Source organism: Polaromonas vacuolata, from assembly GCF_012584515.1.
GTDB lineage: Bacteria > Pseudomonadota > Gammaproteobacteria > Burkholderiales > Burkholderiaceae_C > Polaromonas > Polaromonas vacuolata.
This window is the reverse complement of the sequence record NZ_CP051461.1, coordinates 1,483,370-1,502,700: the sequence shown is the minus strand read 5'-3', so window position 1 is coordinate 1,502,700 and position 19,331 is coordinate 1,483,370. Positions and strand designations below refer to the sequence as shown.

Annotated in this window: 18 protein-coding genes; 4 read left to right on the top strand and 14 right to left on the bottom strand. The window is 53.4% G+C overall.

The window, feature by feature from the left end; all coding sequences use genetic code 11:
* Positions 1-29: 29 nt before the first annotated feature.
* The 10 genes from HC248_RS06820 to HC248_RS06775 form a co-directional block, all read right to left on the bottom strand.
* On the bottom strand, positions 30-1,010 hold the full coding sequence (locus tag HC248_RS06820; protein WP_168921847.1) for a 2-hydroxyacid dehydrogenase: 981 nt from the start codon (positions 1,008-1,010) through the stop codon (positions 30-32).
* A gap of 44 nt (positions 1,011-1,054) precedes the next feature.
* Positions 1,055-2,479, bottom strand: a complete 1,425-nt coding sequence (locus tag HC248_RS06815) for a sodium:proton antiporter (RefSeq protein ID WP_168921846.1) — start codon at positions 2,477-2,479, stop codon at positions 1,055-1,057.
* A gap of 115 nt (positions 2,480-2,594) precedes the next feature.
* The gene (gene pncB, locus HC248_RS06810; RefSeq protein WP_168923721.1) at positions 2,595-3,782 is read right to left on the bottom strand and encodes a nicotinate phosphoribosyltransferase; all 1,188 of its coding nucleotides are present in this window, start codon (positions 3,780-3,782) and stop codon (positions 2,595-2,597) included.
* 60 nt (positions 3,783-3,842) lie between these two features.
* The gene (locus HC248_RS06805) at positions 3,843-4,196 is read right to left on the bottom strand and encodes an FKBP-type peptidyl-prolyl cis-trans isomerase (protein WP_168921845.1); all 354 of its coding nucleotides are present in this window, start codon (positions 4,194-4,196) and stop codon (positions 3,843-3,845) included.
* Between the two features lie 89 nt (positions 4,197-4,285).
* On the bottom strand, positions 4,286-4,918 hold the full coding sequence (locus HC248_RS06800; RefSeq protein ID WP_168921844.1) for an ABC transporter ATP-binding protein: 633 nt from the start codon (positions 4,916-4,918) through the stop codon (positions 4,286-4,288).
* Positions 4,911-5,660 carry an ABC transporter ATP-binding protein gene (locus HC248_RS06795; RefSeq protein WP_168921843.1) on the bottom strand — a complete coding sequence of 250 codons (750 nt, stop codon included), beginning with the start codon at positions 5,658-5,660 and terminating at the stop codon, positions 4,911-4,913. Before HC248_RS06795 ends, HC248_RS06800 begins: the two co-directional genes overlap by 8 nt.
* Positions 5,660-7,528, bottom strand: coding sequence for an ABC transporter permease (locus tag HC248_RS06790; RefSeq protein ID WP_168921842.1), 1,869 nt, complete (start codon positions 7,526-7,528; stop codon positions 5,660-5,662). Before HC248_RS06790 ends, HC248_RS06795 begins: the two co-directional genes overlap by 1 nt.
* A 53-nt stretch (positions 7,529-7,581) precedes the next feature.
* Complete coding sequence (locus HC248_RS06785; RefSeq protein ID WP_168921841.1) at positions 7,582-8,298, bottom strand: nitroreductase; 717 nt, start codon at positions 8,296-8,298, stop codon at positions 7,582-7,584.
* A complete protein-coding gene (locus HC248_RS06780) occupies positions 8,295-8,753 on the bottom strand; it encodes an acyl-CoA thioesterase (RefSeq protein ID WP_168921840.1) in 459 nt (152 codons plus the stop codon). Before HC248_RS06780 ends, HC248_RS06785 begins: the two co-directional genes overlap by 4 nt.
* Positions 8,750-9,709: a histone deacetylase family protein gene (locus HC248_RS06775; RefSeq protein WP_238342751.1), complete on the bottom strand. Its 960-nt coding sequence runs from the start codon at positions 9,707-9,709 to the stop codon at positions 8,750-8,752. Before HC248_RS06775 ends, HC248_RS06780 begins: the two co-directional genes overlap by 4 nt.
* Before the next feature lie 218 nt (positions 9,710-9,927).
* Here HC248_RS06775 and HC248_RS06770 point away from each other — a divergent pair, with 218 nt between their 5' ends.
* On the top strand, positions 9,928-10,473 hold the full coding sequence (locus HC248_RS06770; protein ID WP_168923719.1) for a phasin family protein: 546 nt from the start codon (positions 9,928-9,930) through the stop codon (positions 10,471-10,473).
* An 89-nt stretch (positions 10,474-10,562) separates the two neighbouring features.
* Here the strand turns inward: HC248_RS06770 and HC248_RS06765 are convergent, their stop codons facing one another.
* The 3 genes from HC248_RS06765 to HC248_RS06755 all read right to left on the bottom strand — a co-directional run bounded on the left by HC248_RS06765 (position 10,563) and on the right by HC248_RS06755 (position 12,233).
* The gene (locus tag HC248_RS06765; RefSeq protein ID WP_168921839.1) at positions 10,563-11,507 is read right to left on the bottom strand and encodes a patatin-like phospholipase family protein; all 945 of its coding nucleotides are present in this window, start codon (positions 11,505-11,507) and stop codon (positions 10,563-10,565) included.
* Positions 11,508-11,602: 95 nt separating this feature from the next.
* The gene (locus HC248_RS06760; RefSeq protein ID WP_168921838.1) at positions 11,603-11,890 is read right to left on the bottom strand and encodes a helix-turn-helix domain-containing protein; all 288 of its coding nucleotides are present in this window, start codon (positions 11,888-11,890) and stop codon (positions 11,603-11,605) included.
* Positions 11,865-12,233, bottom strand: a complete 369-nt coding sequence (locus tag HC248_RS06755; protein ID WP_168921837.1) for a type II toxin-antitoxin system RelE/ParE family toxin — start codon at positions 12,231-12,233, stop codon at positions 11,865-11,867. Before HC248_RS06755 ends, HC248_RS06760 begins: the two co-directional genes overlap by 26 nt.
* A gap of 351 nt (positions 12,234-12,584) precedes the next feature.
* On the opposite strand from HC248_RS06755, the gene HC248_RS06750 reads away from it, so the two are divergent.
* Both HC248_RS06750 and HC248_RS06745 read left to right on the top strand, forming a co-directional pair.
* Complete coding sequence (locus tag HC248_RS06750) at positions 12,585-13,349, top strand: 3-hydroxyacyl-CoA dehydrogenase (protein WP_168921836.1); 765 nt, start codon at positions 12,585-12,587, stop codon at positions 13,347-13,349.
* Between the two features lie 159 nt (positions 13,350-13,508).
* Positions 13,509-15,359: a gamma-glutamyltransferase family protein gene (locus tag HC248_RS06745; protein ID WP_168921835.1), complete on the top strand. Its 1,851-nt coding sequence runs from the start codon at positions 13,509-13,511 to the stop codon at positions 15,357-15,359.
* Between the two features lie 75 nt (positions 15,360-15,434).
* Here the strand turns inward: HC248_RS06745 and HC248_RS06740 are convergent, their stop codons facing one another.
* Positions 15,435-17,081 carry an acyl-CoA synthetase gene (locus HC248_RS06740; RefSeq protein WP_168921834.1) on the bottom strand — a complete coding sequence of 549 codons (1,647 nt, stop codon included), beginning with the start codon at positions 17,079-17,081 and terminating at the stop codon, positions 15,435-15,437.
* A gap of 115 nt (positions 17,082-17,196) precedes the next feature.
* On the opposite strand from HC248_RS06740, the gene dnaG reads away from it, so the two are divergent.
* On the top strand, positions 17,197-19,239 hold the full coding sequence (gene dnaG, locus HC248_RS06735) for a DNA primase (protein ID WP_168921833.1): 2,043 nt from the start codon (positions 17,197-17,199) through the stop codon (positions 19,237-19,239).
* Positions 19,240-19,331: the final 92 nt, after the last annotated feature.

Here is a 19,331-nt window from a genome sequence, read left to right as displayed (position 1 = left end):
CAATATTTATACTTATTAATTTCAGTCTATTAGACCAGTTTGTCAGCATTGAGCGGTGTCAACGCCGGCTTTCCTTGCAAAAATGCAATCAAATTATCAGCAGCCAAATTACACATTGCCAAACGAGTCGGCAAAGTAGCGCTGGCAATATGAGGGGTCAGCACCACGTTGGGCAGATTCAACAAGTCTGGGTGGACGGCTGGCTCACCCTCAAACACATCTAAGCCGGCTGCAGCAATACATTTGTCACGCAGTGCTGCAGCCAATGCGGCATCGTCAACAATACCGCCTCGGGCAATGTTAATAAGCGTCGCAGTAGGTTTCATTTGCGTTAATTCTGCTGCACCTATGCTGTGATGTGATGAAGCCGAATATGGCAGAACCAACACCAAATGATCGGCGCTAGCGAGCAGTTGCTCTTTGCTCACATATTTAGCTTTGCACTCGGCTTCCAGCCCCGCATCGAGACGCGAGCGGTTGTGATAAATCACGTTCATACCAAAACCTAGCGCACCGCGTTTAGCAATCCCCTGCCCTATCCTGCCCATGCCGAGAATGCCCAAGGTTGAGCCATGAATTTCAGCGCCGGCAAACATGTCAACACCCCATTTAGTCCACTTGCCAGCGCGCAAAAAGTGCTCGCTCTCAGTGATGCGTCTAGCCGTTGCCATGAGTAGCGCAAAGCCAAAATCGGCAGTGGTCTCGGTCAGCACATCCGGCGCGTTGGTGGCGAGAACGCCGGCTTTACTCATCGCATTGAGATCAAAATTGTTGTAACCCACCGCCATGTTGGCGCAAATTTTCAGCGCAGGGCAAGCAGCAAGAACCTCAGCATCTATGCGTTCACCGCCGGTGGTAAAAACGCCGACCTGACCTTGCAAGCGAGCGATGAATTCAGCTTTGGACCAGATCTCATCGGCCTGATTGGTCTGGACTTCAAAGTACTGTGACAGACGCTCAATGACTTCTGGAAAAACGGCGCGGGCGATAAGAATGCGGGGCTTGCTCATAGTGAGTGTTCCTAACTATTTTTTTACTGATTTGAAAAACTGATTTAACGAAACCAGATAAAAGTCATGATGACGAAAAGCGGCATTAAGACCGCAAACGACCAGACCATATAGCCTAAAAAGCTAGGCATATTTACGCCACTGTCTTGCGCTACAGCCTTGACCATCATGTTGGGCGCATTGCCGATATATGAGTTTGCACCCATAAAAACAGCGCCTGCAGAAATCGCCGCCAAAGTTGGCGCTAATGTGGTCATGAGTTGCACCGGGTCGCCGCCAGCGGTATTGAAGAAAACTAAGTAAGTCGGCGCGTTGTCGAGAAACGAGCTAAGAATGCCAGTGATCCAGAAATACATTACCGGATCAGGTGAGCCATCAGGCCTAGTCACAGCAGACACAATCGCGCCAAACGGGCCGTCCACACCGGCTTTAAGCATGGCGATCACGGGAATGATGGTGAGAAAAATACCCGCAAACAACTTGGCCACTTCGTTCATAGGCCCCCAAGAAAACTGATTATCCGAATGCACCTTTTCAGCCGTGAGTTTGAGCGATAAAAGCGTCAAGCCTATCAGCCCCAGATCACGCACCAAACCTGGCAAACCGACAGGCGTGCCCATGATGTCAAAAACCACTGACGACTTCCACGTACCACTGAGCAGCACCAAGCCAACGACACCGAGCAGCAAGGCGAAATTTATTTTTCCGTCAAAGCCAAGCTCTTTGTCGTCGGGTGTTGGGTCAACAGGAACCAAGCCTTCTTTACGGAAAAACCAGTGGTCTAAGAGAAAGAAAATGCCCAACAAACTAAACGTTAAAAACAGTGTTTCAGGAAAAATATGGCTGGCAGTCCAGAAAAAATCTATGCCTTTTAGAAAACCTAAAAATAGCGGCGGGTCACCCAGCGGCGTGAGTGAGCCGCCCACGTTGGAGACCAAAAAGATAAAGAAAACCACTACATGGGCTCTGTGCTTACGGTTGTCGTTGGCGCGCAGCAGTGGACGAATCATCAACATGGATGCACCCGTCGTGCCCATGACACTGGCCAGCGCCGTACCAATGGCTAGCAATGAGACATTCAGCCCGGGGCTGCCATGCAAGTTACCGCGCACATGAATACCGCCGGCCACGGTGTAGAGCGCGGTCAGCAAAATAATAAACGGTAAATACTCGGCCAGCAGCGCATGAATTAAGCTAACGGCAGCCTGCGGCAGTCCGAAAAAAATTGTGAAGGGAACAAAAAATGCCAACGCCCAAGCGGCAGATATCTTACCGAAATGGTGATGCCAAAACGTGGGGACAAACAGCGGCAGCAAAGCAATCGACAACAAAATGCCAGCGAAAGGTATACCCCACCAAAGTTGTAATTTGCTTGCGTCGATTTCAGCGGCCATAGAAAGACTAGGCCACAGCGCTAGCAAAATGGGAAGCGTCGGCAGCAACCAGGCAAAAGGCTTGGAGCATTTCATTTTTCTCTCCTCAAGGAATTTTTTATTTTTTAAACTGGCAGACTATTAAATCTAGTCTGCCGAAATTGCACGCACAGCACAGCACAGCGCAGAGCGGGCAAATGTCTTGGCAACATCACTCGATCTCAAACACCTGCCGCAAGTAAGCCAAATACTTCTCGTCGTTACACATGTTTTTAGCCGGTGTGTCCGAGAGTTTCGCCACTGGTTGGCCGTTGCAGCGAATCATCTTGATGACGATTTGCAGCGGCTCGTAGCCCAAATCATTGGTCAGGTTGGTGCCTATGCCAAACGCGAGCTGGCAGCGGCCATTGAACTGCTGATAAAGCTCAATCGTGCGCGGCACTGTCAAGCCGTCACTAAAAATCAAAATCTTGCCGCGCGGATCGACTCGATTTTGCTGGTAATGCGCCAACATGCGCTCACCCCACTGGAACGGGTCACCACTGTCGTGGCGAGCGCCATCAAACAACTTGCAGAAATACAAATCAAAATCACGCAAAAAAGCGTTCATGCCGTAGACATCAGATAGCGCAATACCTAAGTCACCCCGGTATTCTCTGGCCCAAGACTCAAAACCAAAAATTTGACTGTCGCGCAGCCTTGGCCCTAGTGCCTGACAAGCTTGTAAATACTCGTGCGCCACAGTGCCCAGAGGACTCAAACCCAGCTTCATCGCCAGCAACACATTGCTGGTGCCGGCCAGTTGGCCGTCAGAGCCAGTGCCTAGTCGTTGAACCAAAGTACGCAGAACTTCCTCGTGCCAGAGCTTGCCAAAGCGACGCCGCGTGCCGTAGTCGGCGATTTTGAGTTGACGCAAACCGTCGACCTGTAATTGAGCAATTTTGGTGGTGAGACGTCTGCGACCCTCTGCGAAGTCGGGCTGCTTTTGGGTATTGCGAAAATAAATCTCGTTAACAATTGCCAGTATTGGTATCTCGAACAATATGGTGTGCAGCCACGGACCTTTGATGGATATATCAATCTCGCCAGAAGGTAGTGCGCTAATGGTGATGTATTTTTCGTTCAGCCGAAACAAGCCTAAAAAATCAATGAAGTCGCTTTTAATAAAGCGCATGTCTTTGAGAAAGGCAAGTTCAGCATCTTGAAAGCGCAGGTTGCAAAGGCCGCGAATTTCTTCACGAATTTCGCGAATGTAGGGCGCGAGGTCACCAACACCCGTGTGCCCCGCATTGCGGCACTTAAAGCTGTATTCAACTTCGGCGCTGGGAAACTGATGCAACACCACCTGCATCATGGTGAATTTATAAAGATCGGTATCGAGCAGGCTGGTGATGATCATGGGTAGCTGGCTGGCTGGCATTAATTAACGCCAGCCCATTGCGGCTGGCGCGAAGGCAAATTATGTACCTAGGAAATCGACTTCAAACAGCAGTGTCGCGTTCGGTGGAATCACACCGCCGGCGCCACGTGCGCCATAGCCCAAAGCGGCTGGAATGATGAGGCGACGCGTGCCGCCCACCGACATGCCTTGCACGCCTTCGTCCCAGCCGCGAATGACTTGACCTGCGCCCAAGCCAAAGCCAAACGGCTGGCCACGGTCTTTGCTGGAATCGAACTTAGCGCCCTGCACGCCGTCGTTAAAAATCCAGCCGGTGTAATGGACTTTGACTTGCTGGCCAGCTTTGGCGATTGCGCCGGTGCCCAGGACCATGTCTTCGTATTGCAGACCGGAATCGGTGGTGATGATGCTCATGTGTTTAGACTTTCAGGTTTGAAATAATTAATAAGTATTCTTATGAAGTGACAAAACAATTGTCAAAAAACAATTGCACGCCATTCAGCTTAGCCCTCGACTTTACCCGCAACCAGCACGATGAGCCGGTCTGCGGCGCCAGCGAGCAAATGATTTTGCTCGGCTACCAGCATAGACAGACCTTTTCGCCTCAGTTCAAGCAAAGACAGCGCAATAGATTCGATCAACACTGGCGCTATGCCTTCACACGGCTCATCTAGCAATAGCAGCTTGGGGTCTGTCATCAACGTGCGGGCAATCGCTAGCATTTGCTGCTCACCACCGCTCATTTGTGCGGCCCTGCGCTTGAGCAGGGGTTTAAGTGGTGCGAACAAGTCCAGCACCCATGCTTGGCGCGCTGCGGCATTGCCGCTGACGGCGACGAGTAGATTTTCGCTGACCGTCAGTTCGCTAAATAAGCGCCTGTCTTCAGCGACAAAGCCTAAGCCGGCACGTGCTCTGCGGTGTGTTTCCCATTGACTGATATCGTTTTTTTCATTGCCGTAGCAAATAGCGCCATGACTCACGACCTCCATGCCCATGATGGCTTTTAGTAGCGTGGACTTGCCGGCACCGTTAAGGCCTTGCAACACCACAAATTCGCCCTCGTTCACGTGCAGAGAAACATCGAACAAAGCTTGCGCTTGGCCGTAAAAGGCATTCAGGTTTTGTACTTCAAGCACGCTGTTTTACCTGAGTGCCGAGATAACGCGAGCGCACAACCGGGTCGCGTGCAACCTCTTCGAAACTACCTTGCGTCACCAGACGACCTTCTATGAGAACCAGCACATGGTCGGCGATGCCTATAACTGCGTCCATGTTGTGCTCCGTATAAAGCACGGCCATACCATCTTGCGTCAAGCTCTTGATGAGCTGCATCATGCTGGCGCGCTCAGGCCCGGCCAAGCCGGCAGCCGGTTCATCGAGTAATAACAGACTGGGGTTTGCGGCCAACGCAACAGCGAGTTCCAAGCGTTTTTTAGCGCCGTAAGGCAAGCTGAGCACGTCTTGCTTAGCCAGCGCTTGCAGACCAGTCGCCGCTAGCAAGGCCATAGACGCATCCGGCGCGCAAGACGCCAGCGTTTTGAACGCAGAAAAGTTTTTACGCGTGTTGCTGGCTTGAGCCGCGAGTTGCACGTTTTGCAAAACGCTAAGTGCGCTAAAAAGTTCAGCGACTTGAAAGGTGCGCCCAATGCCCAACGCCAAGCGCGCCGCAGGCTCTAATCCAGCTAGTGCTTGACCACGCCAAGACAAGCTGCCGTCATACTCCGCATATTGGCCAGCTAGGCAAGCAAAGCAAGTTGATTTACCCGCACCGTTGGGTCCTATCAAGGCCACACACTGACCCGGATTGACTGCAAAGCTAACGCCGTCAACCGCTTTAACGCCGCCAAAGTACTGACGTAAATTTTCTACTTTTAACATCAGCCTAGGACTTTCTCTGCGCCTTGCTTTGGCCTTAAACGCGCCAACAAAGGCAGCAAACCCGAAGGCGCACTGACCATCAAAATCATGATGAGAACGCCTAGCAAACCGCGCCAGTAAGTGACTTCGCGGCCTAAAACCGCACTCGCATAACTGAGCAAAGAGCTGCCCACCACCGCGCCCCAAAGCTGGTGCACGCCGCCCAGTAACAAGACGAGCAAAGCATCAACCGAGGTAGATACCGATGCAACAGTAGGAAAAACCGCACCTTTATTGGCCGCAAATAAGCCGCCGGCCAAACCAGCCAACACAGCGCTGACTACGAATATTCGGTACTTAAGCCAGCCTACAGGTAGGCCGGAAGCCGCAGCGCGCAGCGGCGCATCACGCAAAGCCTGAAGTGCGCCACCCAGCACAGAGCGCGCCAGCAGCCTTAAACCAAACACCGCCAGCAAGGCCAGCCCCACCAAGCCGGTGTAAAAAAACGGTCGGCTAAACGGGCTCACCAAGGTCAAGCCAATAATGCCGTTGTCGCCGCCCGTTAAATCGACCCACTGTGTAGCGCCGGCCCAGATGACTTGAGCCAGCGCCAGCGACAGCATGGCCAAATAAACACCGTTGCTGCGTATAACAGCAGCGCCAAACAGCAGCGCGACGACCAGAGCAGCCGCACATCCAGTCGCTAGTGCCAACGGCAAGTTAGCGCCCCAAAGGCTGTTAGATAAGGCCGCACCGTAAGCACCCAACCCAAAAAACGCCGCGTGACCAAAACTCACCAGCCCACCGAGCGCCAATATAAGTTGCAGGCTAAGGCCGAAAATCATGAGTACCAGCGCATCAGCAACCAGCGTCTGCCAGTAAGGCCCGCCTAGCCAAGCGAGCAGGCAAAGCAGCGCAAAAACGAAGGCAAAAAGACTGTTCCAACCAGCGCTTATTGCCAAGCCACGAAATATCTGCGCCGCCTCACGCGGCCCATGAATGACCGACGGCTTTAGGCCAAACAGACCCAGCGGTCGCCACACCAAAACCACGGCCATAGTCAAAAACACCAACACCAAGGTTGACTGTGGGAACCATATGATGCCAAACGCATGTACTAGTCCGATCAAGACAGCGGCTAAAAAAGCCCCGCCTATGCTGCCCAAACCACCGGTAACGACGACCACAAAGGTCTCCACAATGACAGACATATCCATTTGTAAATTAGCCGGTTCGCGCGGCATCAGCAATGCCCCGCCCAATCCAGCGAGCGCGCAGCCCAGCACCACAGCACCCAACATCAAAGGTTTGGGATTAACCCCCAACGCAGCGAGCATTTGCGGGTCTTGCGTAGCCGAGCGTAAACGTAGGCCAAACAAGCTGTGCTTGAGCAGCAAATGCAGACCCAACCAGACCAACGGACCCAAGGCAATCAACACCAATTGATAACTAGGGAAAAAATTCGGCCCGATAGCAATAGCGCCGCTGAGTCCGGGAAAACGTGGCGCAAACACCTCGCCGGGGCCAAAACTCCAGAGCATGGCGTCGTGCATAGCCAAGCTAAGGCCAAAGGTTGCGACCAGTTGATAAAGCTCTGGCGCACCCAGCATGCGGCGCAGCAGAAAAAACTCGGCCAGCGCACCAGCAGCAGCGGCGCAGGCCGCACCCAGCAGCATGGCCAGTAGGTACAGCGGCGCGCTCTCGCCCCAAGACGGAAACCAGTTGGTGACCCAATGCGCAGCGAACAAAGCGCCGAGCATAAAAAAGCTCCCATGCGCGAAGTTAACAATTCGCGTGACGCCAAAAATCAGACTCAAACCAGAGGCCATTAAAAATAGCGTGGTGGCGTAGGAAAGCCCGCCCAGCAGCTGGAGAACGAAATCGCTCAAAGTGTGCTCAAGCTAGGCAGGAACGCAAAATTTGTTTTGATTGACAGCGCACATCACTCCAGCCAAGTGGTGAATTCACCGGCCGCAACGCGTGGCGTGCGGTAGGTGTTGACCAGCGCGGTTTCATCCGCAAAACCCAAAGCCATGCCGCAAACCAGCATCTCGTTGGGGTTGGCACCCAAGTGCGGCAAGATGATGCTGGAAAAACCATTCCAAGCCGCTTGTGGGCAACTGTGTAAGCCGTGGCCGCGGGCAGCGACCATAAGGTTTTGCATAAACATGCCGTAATCCAACAGCGAGCCGCGGCCCATTTGACGGTCTAGCGTGAACATCAACCCAACCGGCGCATCAAAAAAGCGGTAGTTGCGCTGGTGCTGGGCATGCATCTTGTCCTTATCGCCCTTGGTGATACCCAGCAAACCATATAGACCCCAGCCATTTTCCCGGCGTCTGTCGATATAGGGTGAGATCCATTTTTCGGGATAGTAGTCGTACTCTTCACAGTATTGTGACGCCAGGCTTGGGTCGGCGCGCAGTGCATCGTGGGCAGCGCAAACCTTATCGACCAAGGTGTTACGGCTAGCACCCTGCAGCACATAGACCTTCCACGGCTGGGTGTTGGTACCCGAGGGTGCGCGGCTAGCCAGTTCAAGCAAATGCTCAATACTGGCTTTGGGCACTGCGTCGGGTAAGAACTCACGCATAGACTGGCGGCTGTCTATGGCTGCGTCAACTGGGTTATCAAAATGAGTGGGCTCGTTTAAATTCATGTCAGTTTCTCCAAGACAGATTTCAATTCAGGCGGCAAAGCCACCGGGCGGCGGTTGGTGCGGTCTACATAAACATGGATGAAATGGCCTTTGGCGGCGCAAGGCAGACTGGCATCAGCCGGGAACAGCGCAATCTCATAGCGCACGCTAGAGCGCCCCAAGCTGGCCACACGTATGCCAGCGACAACGGCTTCGGGAAAGGCTAGCGGCGAGAAATACTGGCATTGACTCTCAACCACCAGACCAATCACGCCGCCGTTATGAATATCTAAAGCGCCACTGTCAATCAATAAACCATTAACCGCCGTATCAAACCAAGCGTAATACACCACGTTGTTGACATGACCGTAGACATCGTTATCAGACCAACGCGTACCAATGGGACGAAAAGCCTTGAATGCACTGCGCAGCTCAGGCTGCGGTCGAATCGGCGACAAAGTGGGGGAAGTAATCATTGGCCGCTATTTTGCCAGCGCTTGGCGTACTCTAGCGCGACTCGGTAGGTGTTCATTTGAACTTGCACGGTTTGATGGATATCGGTGGCGTAACCGCCAGCCATACAAAAGGCCAGCGGTACGCGGCGTTGCCAAGCCCAGTCGAAGACGCGCCGCTCGCGCGCTTCCAAACCGTCGTAGCTCAAAGACAAACGCCCTAACCTGTCGCCTATAAAAGGATCGGCGCCAGCAACAAAAAGCACCAAGCCGGGCTCAAAGCGTCGCGCCAACTCGTCCAGAGCGTGTTCTAGCGCTTGTAAATAGGCCGAGTCAGTGCAGCCGTCGGGCAGCTCTACATCGAGGTCACTGCTCTCTTTGCGGAAGGGAAAATTCTTCTCGCCGTGCAGCGACAAGGTAAAAACACTGTCGTCGTTCGCAAAGATTTTGGCTGTGCCATTGCCCTGATGGACATCGAGGTCAACAATGGCCACCTTCAAAGGCGGGCGTAAATGACGGTAATGGCGAGCCCATTCAGCCTGCATCAAGCGGGCCGCGACCGCCACATCGTTAAAGACACAAAAACCACTGCCTTTGTCGGCGTAGGCGTGATGCGTGCCGCCAGCCAGATTCGCAGCCAAACCCGCGGGCCCTGCGGGGTTTCCCAAACCGATGGCTTGACGCGCCGCAGCAAGACTAGCGCCCACTGAGCGCCGCGATCGCTCAGCCATGGCCAAACTCCAGGGGAAGCCGATCTCGCGCTGCGCTGAGGCATCGAGCAAGCCTTGGCTGATGGCGTTTATATAAGTGGGAGTGTGAACCAGCGCTAGCTCGCCATCGCTGGCGGAGGGTGCTTGAATCAGCTCGACGGCGGGTAACTCAAGCAACATGCGATCCCGCAGCAAAGCGTATTTAGCCATAGGAAAGCGATGGCCTATAGGCAGTGGCAACACAAAGTTATCGGCATAAAAAGCTTGCAAATGCGGTTATCCAAAAAAATGTTGCTTGATTGTGACTTGAAGCAACAAAACAACGATAAAGCCTTGAAATAGGCATGTACAACTAATATGCTGCGCCGCAACATAAATATTCAGCAATTGGCGATCAGCGCCGTATAATAATTTATGTTGCAGTGCAGCAATTAGCACAAGGCAGCTTTCTGTTTCCTAAAATTTTTTATTCAACACACTGGAGTTTAATTATGCTGACTGCTGAACAATTCGTGGCATCCCACAAATCAAACATCGAAATCCTGTTTGGTTTAACTAACAAAGCTTTTGAAGGTATTGAGAAATTAGTCGAACTCAATGTCCAAGCCACCAAAGCTGCATTGTCTGAGTCTTCCAACCACGCACAAGCCATCATGGGCGTGAAAGACGCACAAGAGCTGTTCGCACTGCAAGCTGGCTTAGTTCAGCCCCTGACAGAAAAAACTGCCGCTTACAGCCGTCACCTCTACGACATTGCCCAAGCTGCAAATACTGAAATGGGTAAAAGCATTGAAGATCAAACCGCTCAAGCACAAAAGAAAATCATGAGCTTGGTTGAAGACGCAAGTCAAAACGCACCAGCCGGTTCAGAAACGGCTGTCGCGGTATTGAAAAGTGCAGTCGCTGCAGCCAGCACTGCCTTTGAATCTATGCAAAAAGCGGTCAAGCAAGCCGGTGACATGGCCGAAAGCAATTTCAACAGTGTGTCAGACAGCGCTGTTACAGCGGTTAAAACTGCCTCTAAAAAGCGTTGATCTGAATTCTTGAATTTTTTCAATTGAGTAGAAAAACCTGACCTTAGCGTCAGGTTTTTTTTCGTCTGACTGCCTGCTTTTATAAGTGCTCAGCGAGAAGAAGCAGAGAAATCCTGAATTCTCGCCCTAAGCGCCGGCAACGCAGCCAGCATAGCCGAACGACCTGCATCAATGGCGCGCTGACGAGCAGAAAAATCCGCACTTTTAAGACCTACTTGTGAAGGTTTCACCACAATATCGGCATCTTTTAGCTCGTACTGATTGATAACGTTGCCCATGATGGCGAAAGTCTGCAGCAAAATTTGAAGCGTGTCGTTGGCAGGATTAGTCTCGGGGGGGTTGGAGATATCAACCGCAATCACCACATCCGCGCCCATTTGCCGCGCGAAATGCACAGGCACTGGTGCCACCAAGCCACCATCTACGTACTCTCTGCCGTTGATTTTGACCGGTACAAAAACCGCTGGCACAGCGCTAGACGCGCGCACCGCCGTACCGGTGTCACCGCGTTGAAACAACACCGGCTTGCCACTGTTGAGGTCGGTCGCGACTATGCCCAAAGCCATGGGCATGTTCTCTATGCTTTTGCCTCCGGTGAGCTCATTGACATAGCGCGCCAGCGCATCGCCGCGAAACATGCCGCGGCCAATAATCGGCAGCATCCAGTCAGTGATCGCCACCTCCTCCATGGTCAGCGCGGTTTGCCTGAGTTGCGGGCCGGTTTTACCACTGGCGTAAATCGCCGCCACCAAGCTGCCGGCTGAGGTGCCCACCACTAACTGCGGCTTAAAGCCAGCTTCTTCCAACACCTCAATCACACCCACATGTGCAAAGCCACGCGCCGCCCCGCCACCCAAGGCCAAACCGATACGCAGCGGTTTTTTAATCGCCTCATGCGGAGCCACCAAAACTGAGGCTGGGCTAGAAAATCCAGGCAGACTGGAACAGGCCACCAACAACAAACAAAAGCCGGCAAGCAAGCCGGCAAACAAACGCTTAAAGCAAATTGCAGAAAAGAAAAATGGGTATTGCATGGAGAAATAAAAAAGGTCTGAGCAACGGCTCGCCGATTAGCAAAACCAAAGCCATTTTGCCCGCGCCAGGTAAAGCCTCAATAAAGCGGACAAGCTCAAGCAGTAAGTGCTTTTATGACCGCACTCGGGTTGTGATCAATCACGTTTAGCAGCACCAACGCCGGCCCACGCGGCACACGGTCGCCACGCTCCCAATGCCGCAGCGTAGCAGTGGAGAATCCAAAACAGGCCGCAAACTGCTCTTGCGTCATATCAACCTTAGCGCGCAAGGCTTTCACGTCCACTGGCCGGGGACGATGAATATGCGTCTGAGGTGCACGACCATCAGCATGATCAATAGCCTGCAACAGGCTACGTTTAAGGCTCTCGAAAGGGGTACTCATGATTTTTCCTTTGCCACGTTTTGACCAAAATTTTCACCAAATCAGCCAATTCATTGCGCTCAGCTTTGCTCAGATTGGATTGTTCGCCCTTGGCAAATAAAGTTAATAAATACAAGGGCAACGCCTCGTCGTAAAAATAATAAATGACACGAACACCACCGCTTTTCCCCTGACTACCGCGTCCCCAACGGAGTTTGCGAACGCCACCTGTGCCTTCCATCAAATCACCCATTTTGGGATGCTCTGCCAAGTACAAAATAATGACTTGGCGTTCAATATCAGTCAGTAACTTTTGAGCGGTGCGTATGAACTCTGGCAATTCAGCGACAGTCAAATACGACATAATCATAATCCATTGGGACGGTTAAAAAAAATGAAATTTTGAAGCCTAGGGCAAGCAGAAAATCTTTTACAACTTTTTTTTAATGAAACCAACGGTCAAACTGCCCGCATATCGGTTTTAAATTCACACCTCAACCAAGACACAGCAAAACCCTCAAGAGAGCCTAATTTGAGGCGCATTACTGACGCCCTACTCAAATAAAAGCAATTAAATAGCAATCCACATAGAGAAAAAAAGAGACGGCTTTACTAAGCCATAATTGACCTTTACGTCAACGTCAACATCAAGTTCGCTGGCGTTTTGCACGCGTAAAAAGGCACGCCTCTTTCAACTTCATCTTTAGGAAAACACATGGAAATCATAGGCAAGGTATTTATCGTCACAGGCGGCGCATCTGGCTTGGGAGAAGGCACGGTTCGCATGTTGGTTGGCAATGGCGCAAAGGTTGTGATTGCCGACATGCAGGCTGAAAAAGGTCAGATGATTGCCGATGAGCTGGGCTCGCATGTGGCTTTTGTCAAATGCGACGTGAGCCAAGAAGCTGACGGCATGGCTGTCGTCGCCAAAGCGGTATCCATGGGCAAATTGATGGGGCTGATTAACTGTGCCGGTATTGCACCGGCTGAAAAAACCGTCGGCAAAAACGGTGCACACAGTTTGGCGGTGTTTAGTAAAACCATTACCGTCAATTTGATTGGTAGCTTTAATATGATTCGCTTGGCAGCTGATGCCATGTGCAAAAACGAGGCTGAAAGCACGGGTGAGCGCGGCGTGATGATCTCCACTGCTTCGGTTGCCGCTTATGACGGTCAGATTGGTCAAGCCGCTTACAGCGCATCTAAGGGCGGTATTGTTGGCATGACGCTGCCGATTGCACGCGACTTAGCGCGTAATGGCATACGCAATATGACGATAGCACCGGGTATTTTTGGCACACCTATGATGTTTGGTATGCCGCAAGAAGTGCAAGATTCCTTAGCCGCATCTGTCCCCTTTCCTAGCCGTTTGGGCACGCCGCAAGACTATGCCAAGCTGGCCCAGCACATCATTGAAAACGATATGCTGAACGGCGAAGTTATTCGCCTGGACGGCGCGATTCGTCTGGCACCACGCTAAGCCGCGACAAATCAGTTGGTAAGCCAGTTGCTGAGCGCAACAGTTGCCGATTCGGTCTGCGACTGGCTGGCTTAATCGGCTACAAATTTGGCCGTCCTGTGCGTATTAGCTTTGCCAAGCTTGACCAGCCAAACAAAACCGCACTTTAGAATCATCAGCATGAAAAAAATGTTGCTCTGCAGTGCGCTAGCACTGGCTTACACACTGTCTGCCCAAGCCCAAGTCAATACCCAGACTCAAACACCGAACATTCAACCTGAGGCCGCATCGGGTTACAGCGCCAAAACGGGTCATAACAGCGCAAAATTCTCTGTTGCAGCGGCCAACCCGTTGGCAACCCAAGCGGGTTACGATATTTTAAAAAAAGGCGGTAGCGCTGTTGACGCGGCAATTGCCGTGCAAATGGTGCTGGGCTTGGTAGAGCCGCAGTCTAGCGGTCTAGGCGGTGGTGCATTTTTGCTGCATTTTGACGGTAAGACTGTAGAAGCCTTTGATGGCCGCGAAACGGCACCAACGGAAGCGGATGAAAATTTATTGCTGAGTAAAGACGGCCAACCTATGCCGTTTTATACGGCCGTGGTCGGCGGCCTATCGGTCGGCACGCCTGGCGCAGTGCGTATGTTGGAGCTGGCCCACCAGCAGCACGGAAAGCTGCCATGGGCCAGTCTTTTCGAGCCCGCCATTGAACTTGCCGAGCAAGGTTTTGAGATTAGCCCACGTCTTTATTCGCTGCTGGCAGATGAGAAATATCTCTACGCTAACGACGCGCAAGCGGCCAGCTATTTCTACCTTAGCAATGGCCAGCCGCGTCCAATTGGCAGCCGACTGCGCAACCCGGCCTTGGCCGACATACTGCGCCAAATTGCCGAGGGCGGCTCTAAAGCTTTGCTAGAAGGCGTAATTGCACAGTCCATAGTGGCCAAGGTGCAAGGCCATGCGACAAATCCCGGAAAACTTAGCTTGGCCGATTTGTCTAACTATCGAGCCAAACAGCGCGACCCGCTGTGCTCAGACTACAGCGCAAGCGGCAAAAGCTATGTGGTTTGCGGCATGCCGCCACCTAGCTCGGGCGCGCTGACTGTGGCCCAGATTTTGGGTTTATTAAGTTATACCAATGCAGCGAATTTACAGCTCTCCAGCGGCAAAGACGGACTAACAAGTGGCAATGCACCCGCGCCCTCCTCCGACTGGTTGCATCTTTATAACCAAGCTGCAAGGCTGGCCTTTGCGGATCGGAACCAATACATTGCCGACCCAGATTTTGTCGCACCACCGGCCGGTAGTTGGACCAGTCTGCTGGCACCTAACTATCTGAACCAGCGTGCCAAACTGATCGCCCAGTCGCCTGGGTCTGCACCACTCAAAAACGCTATAGCCGGTCAACCCCAAGGGGCTAATTTGGTATACGCGCCCATGGCGGAGCAAAGTGAATACGGCACCTCGCACATCAGCGTCATTGACGCAGCCGGCAATGCGCTGGCCATGACAACCACGATTGAAAGTCAGTTTGGTGCGCGCCTGATGGTGGACGGTGGCACGGGGAAAGCCGGCGGTTTTTTACTCAACAACGAATTGACCGACTTTAGCTTTGCCCCCCGCGACGCCAATGGCACACCGGTCGCTAACCGAGTAGAGGCGGGTAAAAGGCCGCGTTCCTCGATGGCACCAACGCTGGTGTTTGACAAGGACAGCGGCAAGTTACTAGTGAGCGCCGGCAGCCCAGGCGGCGCCCTCATCATTCACTTTGTGGCCAAGACCTTGTATGGCAGCTTGAACTGGGGTTTAGATGTTCAGCAGGCCATCAACTTGCCTAACTTTGGCTCTACCGGCGGGGCTTTGATGCTGGAGGAAAACCGTTTCTCGCCGGCCGCAATCGAGGCCTTGCGAGACCGCGGCACGGTGGTCAACGAAATCAATATGACCAGCGGATTGCAGGCCATACAAACCCTTAGTCAAGGATTTTTTGGTGCCGCTGATCCACGGCGTGAGGGCCTTGTGCTGGGGGACTAAAGCATCAACAGCATCAAGAGCAGTCGGCGCGCTTGTCGCTCACACGGGCGCTAGCGACTGCGTTTCATCAATCGATTAAGCCTCAAAAGCCAAAGCCGAACCGGCCAGCTTACGCAGCTCAAACTTCTGAATCTTGCCGGTAGACGTTTTAGGCAACTCACCAAACACCACGGCGCGCGGCACTTTAAAAGCGGCCAGATGTTTTTTGCAATGCGTAACGATTTCCGCGTCAGTCACCGTAGCACCCGCTTTAAGTTCAATAAAGGCGCAAGGTGTCTCGCCCCAGCGCGCATCCGGTTTGGCCACTACAGCCGCGGCGAGCACATCGGGGTGACGGTACAAAATATCTTCGACCTCAATTGAAGAAATATTCTCGCCGCCCGAGATGATGATGTCCTTGCTTCTATCCTTGATCTTGATATAGCCATCCGGATAGGTCACGGCCAAGTCCCCGCTGTGGAACCAACCGCCAGCAAAAGCTTCTGCAGTAGCGCTTGGATTTTTAAGATAGCCCTTCATAGCAATGTTGCCGCAAAACATAATCTCACCCATGGTCTGACCGTTCAGCGGCACCGGCAGCATAGTCAAAGGGTCGAGCACACGCACATCAGCTTCAAGGTGGTAACGCACACCTTGACGCGCGTTAAGCATGGCGCGCTCACCAATATCTAACAATTCCCAGCCCTGCTGAGCAGCACAAACCGTGGCCGGTCCGTAGACCTCGGTCAAACCGTAGACATGGGTCAATTCAAAACCTAGTGACTCCATGCCCTCAATCATGGAAGCCGGCGGCGCAGCGCCAGCCACCATCGCTTTCACGCCTTTTGGCAGGCCCAGCTTTTGCGCAGCAGGCGCATTCACCAGCATGCCGTGAACAATCGGCGCAGCGCAGTAGTGCGTCACACCATGCGCAGCAATCGCCGAGAAAACCGAGGCCGCATCAACCCGGCGCAAGCAGACATTGACACCGGCGCGCGCCGCCACTGTCCACGGAAAGCACCAGCCATTGCAGTGAAACATAGGCAAGGTCCAGAGGTAGACCGCATGCTTGGGCATATCCCACTCAAGAATATTGGACAGCGCGTTGAGGGTGGCACCGCGGTGGTGGTAAACCACGCCCTTGGGGTTGCCCGTGGTGCCGCTGGTGTAGTTAAGCGCAATCGCGTCCCACTCATCGCTTGGCATCAACCATTCATGTTCAACGTCCCCGGTGGCGAGAAATTCTTCGTAGGTCTGGCTACCCAGACGCTGGCTGGCGCCTAGGTATAAATCATCTTCTACATCGATGATGTGAAGTGGCTTGGTCGATTCGCGCAGGGCGAGCGCGGCCTGCATCAACAGCGAGAACTCGGGGTCAACAATTAATACCTTGGCCTCGCCGTGATCGAGCATGAAGGCAATGGTTTTGGCGTCCAACCTAGTGTTCAGTGCATTGAGCACCGCGCCGCTGGCCGGAATGCCAAAGTGCGCCTCCACCATAGGCGGTGTATTGGGCAGCATGACCGCCACCGTATCGCCCTTGACCACACCGCAGCGCGCCAATGCACTGGCGAGTTGGCGGCATCGGCCAAACAACTCAGACCAAGTGCGGCGCAGATCGCCATGCACGACAGCTAGGCGCTGCGGGTAGACCTCTGCGGCACGCTGGACAAAGGAAAGTGGCGACAAGGCGGCGTAATTGGCCGCATTGCGAGAGAGATCATGATCAAAAATGCCTGGCATGTAGTGTCCTGTTTTTTTAACTCTTAACTGCGCGCATAGTAATACCAGCGGATTGCCTGAGCCTGACAGAGTGTCAGGACAAGATGGCAGCAGCGCTAAGGGCACAATACATAGCGTGTCTATACCCCAATCATTTATCCAAGAATTGCTTGCCCGCGCCGATGTGGTCGACATCGTTGGGCGCTTTGTGCAGCTAAAAAAAGGCGGCGCCAATTTCATGGGCTTATGCCCGTTTCATGGCGAGAAATCACCCTCTTTTAGCGTCAGTCCAGCGAAACAGTTTTACCACTGCTTTGGCTGCGGCAAAAACGGCAATGCGATTAGTTTTTTGATGGATCACGCCGGTATGACATTTGTCGAATCGGTGAAGGATTTAGCCCAGCAATACGGTCTGCAAGTGCCAGAAGACGACGTCTCACAGCAAGACCGTGCCCGCGCCGCCCAAGCCCGAGAGCAGCAAGCAACGCTGACCAGCGTGCTAGAAAAAGCCGCGCAAGGCTATATCAAAAGTCTGCGCGGCTCAGAAAAAGCGATTAACTACTTTAAAAGCCGAGGCCTGTCCGGCGAAGTCGCCAAGACCTTTGGCCTAGGCTATGCGCCCGAAGGCTGGCGCGGCTTAGCCAGTGTTTTCCCCGACTACAACGATAGCCTGTTGGTCGAGAGTGGTCTGGTCATCACCGGTGAAGCCGGCGAAGAAAATGCTCAAGGCGAAGCCAAACGCTACGACCGTTTTCGTGACCGGGTGATGTTTCCGATCCGCAATGTCAAAGGTGAATGCATAGGCTTTGGCGGACGCGTTCTCAACGACGAAAAACCCAAATACCTGAACTCGCCAGAAACCCCAGTGTTTAGCAAAGGCCGTGAGCTCTACGGCCTGTTTGAAGCCCGCACCGCCCTGCGCGAACACGGCTATGCGCTAGTGACTGAAGGCTATATGGACGTGGTGGCACTGGCCCAAATGGGATTTGCCAACACCGTTGCCACACTTGGCACGGCTTGCACCGCAGAGCATGTGCAAAAACTGTTTCGTTTTACCGACGCAGTGGTGTTTAGCTTTGACGGCGACAGCGCAGGGCGGCGCGCAGCCCGCAAGGCCTTAGACGCCGCTCTGCCGTTTGCCAGCGATGTGCGCAGCGTTAAGTTTTTGTTTCTGCCCGCCGAACACGACCCGGATAGCTTTATCCGCGCGCACGGCAAAGACGGCTTTGCCGAGTACGTCAAAAAGGCCACGCCGCTGTCGAAATTTATGCTCGAAGCGGCAGCGGACGGCTGCGAACTCGACAGCGCTGAAGGCCGTGCACGTATGGCCAGTAACGCCAGACCGTTGTGGGGCTTGCTGCCCGACGGCGCGCTCAAGCGACAGTTGCTGGCTGAAATCGCTGAGCAAGTCCTGATTGACATTCGTGACTTGATGGACTTATGGCAACCCGCCAACGCTAAGCCGGGCTACAACACGGGCGTGAAAACGAGTTTTAAAACCGGGATAAAAAACAGCCCGTTTAAAAAAACCACGCAGTCCAGAATGCAAACCGGCTCAATCCAAGAAGAGCCGCCGGCCTACTATCCTGACGACATGGGCCACTACGCCATGGAACCCGGCCCAGAAAGCAGCTTTGAAACCAGTAGCTACTTTGCCAATCCACCGATTGATGCACCCGGCGCCAGCTCGCAGCCCTACTACCCCAACATAGACCGCAGCGCTTCAGCCAAACGCGCACCGCGCCGCAGCACGGGTCGCCTGATGCCAGCTAGCCGAGAAGACCGCGTGCTACGCCTTTTATTAACCGAACCGCAGGCATGGGACCGACTCAGCAGCGACGAGCACGCACTACTCACCAGCCTGCCAACCCCGCACGGGCCATTGTTTTCGTGGCTAGAAAGCCAGTTGCATGAACACGGCCCTCAGCCTTGGGCCGCGCTGCGAGAAGGCCTCAGAGAACACCAGCACGAGCAGCACGCAACCGCGCAAATCGCCCAGATCCCGGAAGGCATTGAAGGCGACTGGACGGAGGTGCGCAGCATACTCGACCAGCTGCTCAAACTCAGAGACCAGCGCGAAATGAACGAGCTCGCTGCCAGAGCCGCTACCGACCCAGCCGCCCTTGAACGCTACCGCGAACTAGCCGCCAGGCTGATGAAAATCGGCTCAGCCAAATAATCCCACCAATGACGTGCTAATAGCCTTGTTAAACAAATGGCATTGGCACTTGACAGGTTGCTGAAAAATGAGGCAACAGGGTATAATCCGAT